Source organism: Actinomadura gamaensis, from assembly GCF_042652125.1.
Classification (GTDB): Bacteria; Actinomycetota; Actinomycetes; order Streptosporangiales; family Streptosporangiaceae; genus Spirillospora; species Spirillospora gamaensis.
The window spans coordinates 353,893-366,247 of sequence record NZ_JBHSIT010000008.1; the positions used below are offsets into that span (position 1 = coordinate 353,893).

General features: G+C 72.5%; 9 protein-coding genes. 3 read left to right on the plus strand and 6 right to left on the minus strand.

Annotated elements, in window-relative coordinates; translation table 11 throughout:
- Positions 1-96: 96 nt before the first annotated feature.
- Both ACFPCY_RS27420 and ACFPCY_RS27425 read right to left on the minus strand, forming a co-directional pair.
- The gene (locus ACFPCY_RS27420; protein ID WP_378259712.1) at positions 97-1,446 is read right to left on the minus strand and encodes an outer membrane protein assembly factor BamB family protein; all 1,350 of its coding nucleotides are present in this window, start codon (positions 1,444-1,446) and stop codon (positions 97-99) included.
- Positions 1,447-1,578: 132 nt separating this feature from the next.
- Positions 1,579-2,586, minus strand: coding sequence for an SGNH/GDSL hydrolase family protein (locus ACFPCY_RS27425; RefSeq protein ID WP_378259713.1), 1,008 nt, complete (start codon positions 2,584-2,586; stop codon positions 1,579-1,581).
- Between the two features lie 205 nt (positions 2,587-2,791).
- Between ACFPCY_RS27425 and ACFPCY_RS27430 the strand changes: the two genes are divergently transcribed.
- Entirely contained in the window at positions 2,792-4,195 is a 1,404-nt protein-coding gene (locus ACFPCY_RS27430; protein WP_378259714.1) for a cystathionine beta-synthase, read from the plus strand.
- A 139-nt stretch (positions 4,196-4,334) separates the two neighbouring features.
- Here ACFPCY_RS27430 and ACFPCY_RS27435 read toward each other — a convergent pair whose 3' ends face one another.
- Positions 4,335-6,503, minus strand: a complete 2,169-nt coding sequence (locus ACFPCY_RS27435) for an MMPL family transporter (protein ID WP_378259715.1) — start codon at positions 6,501-6,503, stop codon at positions 4,335-4,337.
- 161 nt (positions 6,504-6,664) lie between these two features.
- Between ACFPCY_RS27435 and ACFPCY_RS27440 the strand changes: the two genes are divergently transcribed.
- On the plus strand, positions 6,665-7,831 hold the full coding sequence (locus ACFPCY_RS27440) for a cystathionine gamma-synthase (RefSeq protein ID WP_378259716.1): 1,167 nt from the start codon (positions 6,665-6,667) through the stop codon (positions 7,829-7,831).
- 163 nt (positions 7,832-7,994) lie between these two features.
- Positions 7,995-9,116 carry an alpha/beta hydrolase gene (locus ACFPCY_RS27445; protein ID WP_378259717.1) on the plus strand — a complete coding sequence of 374 codons (1,122 nt, stop codon included), beginning with the start codon at positions 7,995-7,997 and terminating at the stop codon, positions 9,114-9,116.
- A gap of 62 nt (positions 9,117-9,178) precedes the next feature.
- Here ACFPCY_RS27445 and ACFPCY_RS27450 read toward each other — a convergent pair whose 3' ends face one another.
- The 3 genes from ACFPCY_RS27450 to ACFPCY_RS27460 form a co-directional block, all read right to left on the minus strand.
- Positions 9,179-9,715: a hypothetical protein gene (locus ACFPCY_RS27450; protein ID WP_378259718.1), complete on the minus strand. Its 537-nt coding sequence runs from the start codon at positions 9,713-9,715 to the stop codon at positions 9,179-9,181.
- 153 nt (positions 9,716-9,868) lie between these two features.
- Positions 9,869-10,126: a hypothetical protein gene (locus ACFPCY_RS27455; RefSeq protein ID WP_378259719.1), complete on the minus strand. Its 258-nt coding sequence runs from the start codon at positions 10,124-10,126 to the stop codon at positions 9,869-9,871.
- Between the two features lie 251 nt (positions 10,127-10,377).
- Positions 10,378-12,354: a vWA domain-containing protein gene (locus tag ACFPCY_RS27460; protein ID WP_378259720.1), complete on the minus strand. Its 1,977-nt coding sequence runs from the start codon at positions 12,352-12,354 to the stop codon at positions 10,378-10,380.
- Position 12,355: the final 1 nt, after the last annotated feature.

Sequence of the window (12,355 nt, forward strand, 5' to 3'; positions counted from 1 at the left end):
CGCACCCGTTGTCCCGAAGTGCGCGTGCTCGCCCCGCCGACGCTCAGCCCCGGCTAGCAAGACGATCAGGCGGGCGAGGGCTGGGGGACGGCGGGGCTAGGAGCCGTACATGCCGGGGGCGGTGCCGCGGGCGTCGTGCAGGGCGTGCAGGGTGCCCGACTCGTCCCGCCAGACGCGCCAGCCGTCGGACGCGCCGGTGTACCAGCCGGGCGGCGCGCCGGGATCGTCCACCCGACGGCCGGTGCCCAGGTCGTAGGCGCACAGCGGGGCGACGGGGTAGAAGCCGGGACGTCCGGTGATCTTCAGCGTGGACGGCGTGACCGTGCAGAACGACCACGTGCGCAGCCCGCGCGCCGGGACGGGCGCCGCGTTGCGCAGCGAGACCGCCCGGCCCGGACGGTCCGGGCTGAGGAACCCGACCTGCGCCAGATCGGACGGCAGCGACAGCCACCAGGACGAGCGGGGCGCGCGGTCGGCCGGGAGCGTCGCCGCCGTCCGGCCCGTGCGCGGATCGATCTGCTCGAACGCGCCGTACCCGCCCGCCGCCGTGACCTGCCGCGCGATCAGCGCGACCGCCGGGCTGGCGCTCGGGTAGACGCGCAGCCGCCGGGGCCGCGTCCAGGCCAGGCCGCCGTCCGCGAGCCTGATCGCGAAGAAGCCGAACGCGGTGAGCGGACGTCCGCGCGCGGCCTGGTGCGGGCCGAGGTAGCCGACGAGCGTGTCGCCGAGCGAGCCGAACGCCCAGCCGCCCGAGAGGTTGACGCCGTTCCCCACGGCGTCCTCGACCGGGTACGTCCAGAGGGTCCTGCCGGTGCGCAGGTCACGCTGCTCAAGGGACGGATGCTTCGCCATGCGGAAGACGACCACGCGCGACGCGTCCGCCCACTCGACTTCGGCGACGCCGTCCATCCGCCACAGCTCCTTGCCTTCCGCGGACGGGTCGAGCGCGACGAAACGGGCGTCGGTGTCGGCCGTCCGCTCCGCGAGGCACACCATCGGGCCGCACGCCTGGGGGCCGAACGTCGTCCGGACGTCCCGCGCCCACTTCAGCGTGCCGGTCCGCGCGTCCCGCGCGACGAGGACCGCGTCCCCGCCTCTCGGCTCGACCGCCGCGACCATCCCGCCGGACACCGCCGGCGGCTGGACGCCCTGGTCCGGCGTCCGGCCGCGCATCGTCGCGGCCTTCGCCCACAGCCGCTTGCCCTTGGCGAGGTCGAACGTGTCGGTCTCCAGCGTGCCGTCCGGACGCAGCGCCGTGACGGCCGCGAACCCGCCGCCGACGGCGGCCTTGCTCACCACGTTCAGGCCCGGCGCGGACCAGCCCTGCGACCCCAGCGCGTCGTTCCCCCCGCCGGAGCACCCGGCGAGCGCCGAACTCCCCGCGAGCGCGGCGCACACCGCCGCCGCGCCCAGCCATCGCGCCTTCCGCACCCCGCACGAGCCCATGACGGCTCCCTCGCTCCCCGCACCGGACAGACCGTCTCGAGCGGAAAGTAGCAGCACGACCACGCAACGGAAGCGATTTCGCAGAATCCCCGCTCCCGCGAAGCCGATTCCCGCGCCCGCCGGCCCAAGGGGTCAGGCGGCGTGGAGTTCGTTGAGGGCTGCGGCGGGGGCTCGGCGGACGCGGCGGAGGAGGGTCGCCCAGCGGCCTCGCGGGCCGCTGTCCCGGCCGGCGACGCGCGTGGCGGCGACCTCGGTGCCCGGCTCCTCGGCGGCCTCGGCGGCGGCCAGGTAGACCGGCAGGACGCCTTCGCCGCGCCGTGCGTCCGGCATGATCTCGTCCAGGTCGGGGTCGAGGTCGAGCGCGGCGGCCATCGACGGCAGCAGGGCCATCGCGGCGGACGCGTACCCCCGCGCGGACGGGTGGTACCGGTCCTCGCTGAACATTCCGGCCGGGTCGGCGGCGAACTCGCGGCCGAGCAGGTCGCCCAGCGACACCGACCGGCCGCCGCGCTCCACCACCGCGATCGTCTGCGCGGCGGCGAGCTGGCGGCTGGCCCGGCGGGCCACCCACCGCAGCGGCTGCATCAGCGGCTTCACCGAGCCGAGGTCCGGGCAGGTGCCGACCACGACCTCGCCGCCCGCCGCGCGCAGCCGCTCCACCGTCGCGGCCAGGTGCCGGACGGCGTCGGCGGTGCGCACCCGCGAGGTGACGTCGTTCGCGCCGATCATGATGACGCTGATGTCCGGGGCGGCGGGCAGGACCTGCTCCGCCTGGCCCGGCAGCGCGTCCGAGCGGGATCCCGACACCGCGACGTTCAGCAGCCGGACGGGCCGTCCGGAGATCGCGGACAGGCCGTCCGCCAGCAGCGCCGCGGGGGTCTCGTCCGGGGTGCGGACGCCGAGCCCGGCCGCCGTGGAGTCGCCGAGCATGGCGAACACGAGGGGCTCGCCGGGCAGGGACGCCCCGTACAGGCCGTCCGCGTGGGGCGGGTCGCCGCTCGGCGTCGCCTGGATGATCCGGCGCGCGAGCCGCACCTCCGCCATGACCAGGCCCACCGTGATCCCGCCGAGCGCGGTGATCCCGCCGCCGCCGTAGGCCGCCGCCGTGGCCACGCGTCGCGCGGTGAAGGCTCTCACCATGGTCAGTCACCCCCCGTCCGAGCAGGACTCTCGCCCCCGTAGGGTGGAGATGCCCGGCCACGTCGATCTGGGCTACCGTCGGGAACCGAAATCTAACCGAAACCGCATTCCCACCTAACGGGTTCAACACTGCCCCAACGGGATGTCATCCAGGTTTCACATCATTGATCACGACAAGATCATTGATCACGACAAGGACGTCGCGATGCAGGTGCATGACTCGCTCGTCGAGCTGATGGGCAACACGCCGCTGGTCCGGCTGCGCAACGTGAGCCGTGGCATCACCCGGCCGGACGGCCCGCAGGTGCTCGCCAAGGTCGAGTACTTCAACCCGGGCGGCTCGGTGAAGGACCGCATCGCGGTCCGGATGATCGACGCCGCCGAGCGGTCGGGGGAGCTGAAGCCGGGCGGCACGATCGTCGAGCCGACGTCCGGCAACACCGGCGTCGGGCTCGCCATCGTCGCCCAGGAGCGCGGCTACCGGTGCGTCTTCGTCTGCCCGGACAAGGTCGCCAAAGACAAGATCGACGTCCTGCGCGCCTACGGCGCCGAGGTCGTGGTCTGCCCGACCGCCGTCTCGCCGGACCACCCGGACTCCTACTACTCGGTGTCGGACCGGCTCGCCGCCGAGCTGCCGGGGGCGTGGAAGCCGAACCAGTACACCAACCCGAACAACCCGCGCTCGCACTACGAGACCACCGGCCCGGAGATCTGGGAGCAGACCGAGGGCCGGATCACCCACTTCGTCGCGGGCATCGGCACCGGCGGAACGATCAGCGGCACCGGCCGGTACCTCAAGGAGATCTCCGGCGGACGCGTCCAGATCATCGGCGCCGACCCCGAGGGGTCGGTCTACTCCGGCGGCTCGGGCCGCCCGTACCTCACCGAGGGCGTCGGCGAGGACATCTGGCCCGAGACCTACGACCGCGAGATCTGCGACCGCGTGATCGCCGTGTCCGACAAGGACTCCTTCACGATGACGCGGCGGCTCGCCCGCGAGGACGCCCTCCTCGTCGGCGGCTCCTGCGGCATGGCGGTCGTCGCGGCCCTCCGCGTCGCCGAGGACGCCCCGGACGACGCCGTCATCGTCGTCCTGCTCCCCGACGGCGGGCGCGGCTACCTCTCCAAGATCTTCAACGACGACTGGATGAACCAGCACGGCTTCAGCGACCAGCCGACGACGGACGCGTCGGTGCGCGACGTCCTGGCCAAGAAGGCGGCCGCGTCGCCCGAGGGCATCCCGAGCTTCGTCCACATGCACCCCACCGAGACCGTGGGCGAGGCCGTGAAGGTCCTGAAGGAGTTCGGCGTGTCGCAGATGCCGGTGGTCTCGCCGGGCGCCGGGCACCCCGACGTCATGGCCGGCGAGGTGATCGGCGCGGTCGAGGAGCGCGAGCTGCTGCACGCGCTGTACACCGACCAGGCCGGCGCGGACGACCCGCTGGAGAAGCACATGAGCCGTCCGCTGCCGGTCGTCGGCTCGGGCGAGCCCGTCGCGCAGCTGATGTCCGTCCTGGAGGGACGCGACGCCGCCGTCGTCCTGGTGTCGGGCAAGCCCGCCGGGATCGTCACCCGGCAGGACCTCCTCACCTTCCTCACCGACGCCTGACCGCGAAGGCGGCGGCTGATCGGCGGGCACGACGAGGCCCCGGAGACCTGACGGTCTCCGGGGCCTCGGTCTTCCCCGGGTCGGGGCGCGCGCCGGGGGGTGTGGGCGGCTTGGATAGTCCCGGCGCGCGTCCCGACGTCTAGTAGCGGCTTCCCGTCGGGGCGTAGGGCGTGTCCGCGTACGGGTCCTGCGGCGGCGGCGGGACGGCGCGGGCCTGGTCGCTCTTCCCGGGCCACCAGGCCTTGTGGCCGAGCAGCGCGGTGATGGCCGGGACGAAGAACGCCGACATCACGAACGCCGAGAGCAGGATGCCGATCGCCACGCCGAAGCCGATCTGGGCCGTCATCGACTGGGGCGACAGGACCAGGACGCCGAAGGTGCCGGCCAGGATGACACCGGCCGCCGCGACGGTCGGGCCCGCGTGCTGGATGCCGAGGGCCACGCCGCGCCGCGGGTCGTGGCCCTCGCGGGCCTCCTCGCGGAGCCGGGCGATCATCAGGATGTTGTAGTCGGTTCCGATGGCCAGCACGAACAGGTACAGGATGATCGGCAGCTGGAACATCAGGCCGGGCTTGTTCTCGACGTTCTGGAACAGCAGCACGCTCGCGCCCAGCGTCGCGGCGTAGCCGAGCAGCACCGCCGCCACCAGGTAGAGCGGGGCGACCAGCGCCCGCAGCAGCAGCATCAGGATGATCCCGATGAGCGCCACCGCGACCGGCAGGATGACCGACAGGTCCCGGTTGTTGATCTTGTTGATGTCGGCGAAGACCGCGGTCGTGCCGCCGACCAGGACCTTGGACCCCTCCGGGGCCGCGGCGTGCGCCGCGTTCCGGAACGGACCCTTGACGAGGTCGATCGCCTCGTTCGAGCTCGGGTTCTTCGTCAGCAGGACGTCGTACTTGGCGACGGTCTTGTCGGCGTTGAGCTGCGGGGTCCGCACCTCGCCGACGCCCGGCATGGTCTTCAGCTTCGACTGGTACTCGGTGAGCGCCGGCTTCTGCAGCGGCGCGCCGCTCTGGACGTAGACCTCGGTCGGGTTGAGGATGCCCGCCGGCAGGCTGGACCGCAGGTCCTTCATGGCCTTGGCGGACTCGGTGTTCTGCGGGGCGCTGCCCTCGAAGTCGTAGTCGGCCTTGAAGCCGAGCGCCGAGAGCGCGAGGACGACGAGCACCAGGCCGGACGCGGCGAGCGCGACCACCGGACGGCGGCCGACACCGGCGCCGAGCTTGGCCCACAGGCCCGCGCGGGCCTCCTTCTTCCAGGACTTGGACGGCCAGAACACGGCCGTGCCGATCAGCGAGATGACGGCCGGGACGAGGGTCATCGAGGTGACGAACATGACCGCGACCGCGATGGCCAGCTGCGGGCCGAGGCCGCCGAACGCCTTGAAGGAGGCCAGCAGCAGCACCAGGAAGGCGACGATGACCGCGCCCGCGGCGGACGCGATGGCCTCGCCGACCCGCTCGACCGCCGTGATCATGGCGGTCTTCTTGTCCTCGCCGAGCCGCAGCCGTTCCCGGTAGCGGAACAGCAGGAACAGGATGTAGTCGGTCCCGATGCCGTACAGGACCACGACGATGATCTCGTTGAAGCCCTTGTCGAAGTTGAGGTTGAACGCGTTACCGATGATCGCGGTGACCGCGTTCGAGACCATCGACACCAGGCCGATCATCACGATCGGCAGCAGCGCCGCCAGCGGGGCGCGGAAGATCACGCCGAGCAGGATGACGATCAGCGCGACGGTGGCGATGCCGATCATCGCCATGGTCTGGTTGTCGGACTTCTCGTTGTCGACGCTCGACGCCATGTCCCCGGCCACGCCGTAGCTCAGCGGGGAGCCGCGCAGCTGGGCGGTGGTCTCGACGCGGAGCTTCTTCACCGCGTCCATGCCCTGGTTGCGGATCTTCTGGTCGAAGTCGTTGCGCAGCGGAACGGCGATGACCTGGATCTTGCCGTTGGTGGCGGGCGGCATCGCCTGGGCGACGGTGACGCCCGGGATGTGCTTGGACTGGAGATCCGCGGCGATCTGCTTGATCTTCGCGGTGTCCGAGGGCTGGAGCCTCCCGCCGTCCGACCGCTTGAAGACGATCATCGCCGGGGCGGTCTTCTGGTCGTCCTTGTTGGCGAACGCCGACTCCGCCAGCTTGGCGGCCTGGATCGACTCGTACTTGGAGGGCAGGAAGTCCTTCTGGTCGGACTTCGTCTTAAGGCTCGGGGCGAGCGCGACGAGCGCGCCTGCCACCACCAGCCAGGCGAGGATCGTCCACACGGGGTGTCTGACCACCACGCGCCCAAGACGTGCGAACATGCAAATTCCTTTGGAAGTGCGAATGCAACCGGGGATCTACTCCATAACGGTAGGGAACGACGGGGGCGATGGGGTCACCCGGTGAGCCGAAATGCCAGGCCATACCTGGGGGGGATGTCCTCCTCCTCTGGGAGGGGGTCCGGGTGGATAACCTCGTGCCTATGGACAACGAGGTTCCGCAGGGCAACGTCCCTCAGCAGGGGTTCGAGACGCTGGCGATCCACGCCGGCCAGGAGCCGGACCCGAGTACGGGCGCGGTCGTGCCGCCGATCTACCAGGTCTCCACCTACAAGCAGGACGGCATCGGGGGCCTGCGCGGCGGCTACGAGTACTCGCGCTCGGCCAACCCCACCCGCACCGCGCTGGAAGAGTGCGTCGCGGCGATCGAGGGCGGGACGCGGGGGCTCGCGTTCGCGTCCGGACTGGCCGCCGAGGACGCGATCCTGCGGTCCCTGCTCCGCCCAGGTGACCACGTGGTCATCCCGAACGACGCCTACGGCGGCACCTACCGGCTGTTCGCCAAGGTCGCCGAGCCCTGGGGCGTCACGTTCGACCCCGTCCCGCTCGGGGACGTCTCGGCGGTGCGGGCCGCGATGCGCCCGGACACCAAGCTGGTCTGGGTGGAGACCCCGACCAACCCCTTGCTCGGCGTCTCCGACATCGCCGCGCTCGCGGCCGTCGCCCACGAGGGCGGCGCGCTGCTCGTGGTGGACAACACCTTCGCCTCGTCCTACCTCCAGCAGCCGCTGACGCTCGGCGCGGACGTGGTCGTCCACTCGACCACCAAGTACATGGGCGGGCACTCCGACGTGGTCGGCGGCGCGCTGGCCGTCCGGGACGCCGAACTCGGCGAGCGGCTGGCCTTCCACCAGAACGCGATGGGCGCGGTCGCCGGGCCGTTCGACGCCTGGCTCACGCTGCGCGGGATCAAGACGCTCGGCGTCCGGATGGACCGGCACTGCGACAACGCCGAGAAGATCGTCGAGATGCTGGTCGGGAACCGCGCGGTCAAGGAGGTCCTCTACCCGGGCCTGCCGGACCACCCCGGCCACGACGTCGCGGTCAAGCAGATGAAGCGGTTCGGCGGCATGGTGTCGTTCCGCGCCTGGTCGGCCGAGGACGCCGTCCGGATCTGCGAGCGGACGAAGCTGTTCACCCTCGGCGAGTCCCTCGGCGGCGTCGAGTCGCTGATCGAGCACCCGGGCCGGATGACGCACGCGTCGGCCGCCGGGTCGCCGCTGGAGGTTCCGGACGACCTCGTCCGGCTTTCGGTCGGCATCGAGGACGTCACCGACCTGCTCGCCGACCTGGAGCAGGCGCTCTCCTAGGCGGTCGCAGGCGGGGCGTCCGCCCAGCGTGTTCGCGCGGGACGTTTGCGCAGGTGGATCCCCGGTTCGCCGGCAGGCGGGCCGGGGATCGGCCGGTTGGATGATCAAAGCCGTATGATGTGCCCGGGATCGCCCGTGAAACGGGTGTCCGAAAGGGGTTGGAGTGCGCAGAGTCCTGGTCGGCGGAGCGGCCTTCGCCGCCGCGTGCGTGTCCGTCGCATCGGTTCCGGGTGTCGCGGGCGCGGCCCCGCTGCCGACTCCCGGCTCGTCCCTCGGGCCGGCGTCCCCGCCGACGCTGCCGTCCCCGCCCGCGCCGACCGACACCGAGTCCGCCACGGGCTCGCCGTCGCAGTCGCCGACCGGGGAGGCGCCGACGGGGGAGACGCCGTCGACCGGACCGTCCGGCCCCACCCGGACGCCGGCCGGCGCGCCGGACGCCGATCCCAGCGCGACCGTGACCGGCAGGGCCGTCATGGTCACGCCGAAGCTGCCGAAGTCGCGCACCCTCGCCTACGGCAAGGACGCCCGGCAGCGCGTGGACGTCTACTGGCAGCCCGCGGACCCCAAGGACAAGAAGGCCAAGCCGCGTCCCGGCGTCCTGCTGCTGCACGGCGGCTACTGGCTGGAGGGCGACAAGAGCGGGTTCAAGTACTTCGCCCGCCGCCTGACCGCGCAGGGCTTCACCGTCTTCGCCGCCGACTACCGGCTCGCGACGACGGCCCGGTGGCCCGCCCAGCGGGACGACTCGCTCGCCGCCCTCGCCTACGTGCGCAAGCACGCCAAGTCCTTCAACCTCGACCCGAACCGCATCGCGGTGCTCGGGTCGTCCGCCGGGGGACTGCTCGCCACCCAGGTCGGCGCGCTCGACGAGGGCGCCGAGCGGGTCCGCGGCGTGGTCGCGCTGTCCCCGGTCAACACGCCCTACCTAGCCTTCCAGGACGGTAGCGGCCCGACCGCGTCGCCCTCCCAGCGCAAGCTGCGCGGCGCGGTGACCAAGCTGGTCGGCTGCGTCCCGGCCGGGCCCGCGTCGTCCTGCTGGAGCAGGCTCGACGACGCGAACACCGCCCAGCACGTCTCGCACGGGGACGCGCCGATGCTGCTCTTCCACAGCAGCCGCGACTTCGTCCCGGTGACGCAGAGCACCGCTCTCGCGGGCGCGATGCGCACGGCGGGCGTCCAGGCGACGGTCCGGACCGTCCCGGGGACGCGGCACGGCATGGCGCTGATGGTCGACCCGACCGTCTATCCGACGCTGCTGGCCTGGCTGAAGGCCCGCACCGCCTGAAATATCCCTGCACGTTGAAAGGGGCCGCGCGATCTCGCGCGGCCCCTTTCAACGTGACGCGGTCAGTGCCAGACCATCAGGATCAGGATGACGATCCAGATGAGGGCGATGACCCCGGAGAACGCGGCGATGCGTCCGCGCTGGACGGCGGCGACGTCGTCGGCCGCGGTGCCCGTGGCGGTCGCCGCGTCCTTCGCCTCCTTGACGGCGTCCTTCGCGGCGTCCGCGTCCTCGGCGCCGGCCGCCGCCGTCTCGGAGGGGACGGGGGACGACCCGGCGGCGGCCTCCAGCAGCTTGACGGCCTTGCGCTGGTCACGCTCCACGATGAACAGCAGCACCAGTGCCACGATGAACAGCGTCATGGACGCCGACAGCCAGACCTTGGCGAACTTCCCCTCGGCCAGGAACAGCCCGAACAGGAACACGCCCAGCGATCCGAACGCGTAGATCGCCGTCGTCCGGTTCAGGTACCGCAGGACCGTCACGTCCCGCTTGCGGATGTAGCGCGGGGTGGACATCGTCGCGGCGGTCAGCGGTCCCAGGGTGAAGATCGCAAATCCGATGTGCAGGATCAGCAGCAGACGATCGGAACTCGACATGTCCCGACCCTAGCCTGCGTCGATCGCCGAAGCGGCGGAAGCCGCCCTGAGCGGAAGGTGGCCTGGACGGCGGAAGCCGCCCGGCGCGGGAGCGCCGGGCGGCCGTCGCGGCCGGATCGCACCCATGCGAAGCGGCCGAATGGGGCAATCCCGTTAGTCCATGGGCCCCTGCCCGGCGCGGACGGCCGGGAAGACCATGCCGGGCCAGTAGTCGACCACCGGCGGCGGCGGGCACAAACGCCCCTCTGCCAGCGCGTCGCCCTTATCGTTCGCCGGCGGGCAGATGTGGCGTCCTGTGGCCGGGCTTCGACGGCCGGGCTCGTGGCGGGCCAGTGCCGTCCCGGTGCCGAACGCGAGGACGGCGGCGGTGGCAGCGGCGAGCCCGCTGAGGATCAGCCGTCGACCTGTCATGGTCACTGAACCCCCCGAAAGACACTTAAAGTGCTGTGTCTGTCACTTCGGGTGATTTCTCCCCGCCATCGTCCGGGCGCAACCGAGATCGTCGGCAAAGGGCCGACCACGACCCCCGGCCCCGCCCCCAGCGCCGAGCCCCGCCCCTGGCCCCGAACCCCGGTCCTGGCCCTGGCCCCGAGCCCCGGCCCTGGCCCCGAGCCCCGGCCCTGGCCGCCGAGCCCCGGCTCCCGGCGCCGAGTCTCGGCTCGCTAGCGGCGTCCGCCGCGGCGTACGCGCAGGTAGTCGCTGACGACGTACTCGCCGAGGCGGTCGGCGTCGGGCGCGAAGACCCGGCCGCCGTTGCGGCGGGCGACCTCGTCCACGAAGGCGACCAGGCGGCGGTCGTCGGCGAGCATGAAGAAGTTCAGCGCCGCGCCGCGCCGGGTCATCTTGTCCACCTCGGCCGTCGTCAGCACGAGCGTGTCGGCGGACGGCGGGTAGTCGAACCAGGACCGGCCGTCCGGACGCAGGTGCGCGGTCGGCTCGCCGTCGGTGACCACCAGGACGATCGGCTCGAAGTCGGGGTGCCGGTCCAGGTGGCGTCCGGCGATCATCAGCGCGTGGTGCAGGTTGGTGCCCTGGACCATGTCCCAGTCCAGGCCCGCCATCTCGGTCGGCTGGAGCACCCGCGCGTAGTTGGAGAACCCGATGATCTGGATGGCGTCCTGCGGGAACTTGCTGGTCACGAGGGTGTGCAGGGCCAGCGTCGTCTGCTTGGCGGCGGCCCAGGTGCCGCGCAGCACCATCGAGTAGGACAGGTCGACCAGCAGGCAGACCGCGGCGGCGCTGCGCCGCTCGGTCTCCTTGACCTCGAAGTCGTCCACGCTCAGCTTCACCCCCCGGGAACCGGGCGCGGCGGGCGCCATCGCCGACCGCCGGACGGCGTTGGAGACCGTCCGGACGACGTCGATCGGCTGCTCGTCCCCGAACCGCCACTCGCGCGTCGAGCCGGTCAGCTCGCCCGCCTGGCCCGCGTCGTGCTGGTCGTGGTCGCCGGAGCGGCCCGCCGTGAGCTTGGAGAACACCCGGCGCAGCGCGGTCTCGCCCAGCCGCCGGACGGCCTTCGGCGTCAGTTCCAGCTCGCCCCGGTTGCGCCGCAGGTAGCCCTGCCGCTCGAGCTCGGCCTCCAGGCGGCGCAGCGCGGCGAGGTCGTCCACGGCGGAGCGGCCGAGCGCGCGCCGGACGGCGTCCTCGTCGATGTCGTCCAGCCGCGCGCCGGGGTAGTCCTGGCCGAGCGCGGCCTCCAGCTCGGCCAGGTCGGCCAGCTCGGCGAGCGCGCCGGTGGCGTCGCTCATGCCGAGCGGATCGTCCCCGGTCATCTGCTCGGGCGTGCCCCAGCCCAGCTCGGGACGGCGCATGCGGAGCGACTCGGTCAGCCGGGTCATCTCCATCGCGAGGCCCGCGTCCTGCATGACCTGGTCCATGAGGCCGGACAGCTCGGCGCGCTGCTCGGGCGTCAGCGACGCCATGAGCCGGTCCATCGCGGCGGCGCGGCGGGCGAGCGAGTCGACCAGCTCCTCCAGGTCGGCCGGGTTCTCCGGGAAGAACTCGCCGTACTCCCGCATGAACCGGTCGAAGTCCTCCTGGGTGTGCTCGCCGCGCGCGTCCCTGTCGAGCATGTCGTTCAGCGCGGCCATCATGTCCCGGACGCGCTCCATGGCGGCCGGGTCCCGGTTGGCGAGCGCCTGCCGCATGCCCTCGAACTGCGAGTCCAGGACCTCGCTGCGCAGCAGGTTCTTGAGCTGCTCGAACGTCTCGCGCGCCGCGTCCGAGCGCCACTGGTAGTCCGACAGCCGCCGGACGGCCTGCGCCGTGTCGGACGGCAGCGCGTCCAGCTCGGCCTCGCGCAGGCGCGCGTCGTCGGACGGGTCGGGGAACAGCTCGGCCCGCTCCTGCCCGACCGCCGTGTCGAGCAGCGCGCGGACCTGCTCCAGCGTGCCGTCCATCCGGCCGCGGCGGCGCAGCTCGCGCCGCCGCTCGCGGACCTCGCGGAGCAGCTCGTCCAGCCCGCGGCGGTTCCGCGCGTCGTTCGGCAGGCCGCGGCGCAGCAGCTCGCGCAGCGCGTCGCCGGGGCGGGTGCCCTCCAGCACCGAGTCGCCGAGGGCGTCCAGCGCCTCGCGGACGTCGTACGGAGCGGCGAGCGGGTCGGGGCCCTCGTGGTAGGCCCCGTACCGGTAACGGCTCATG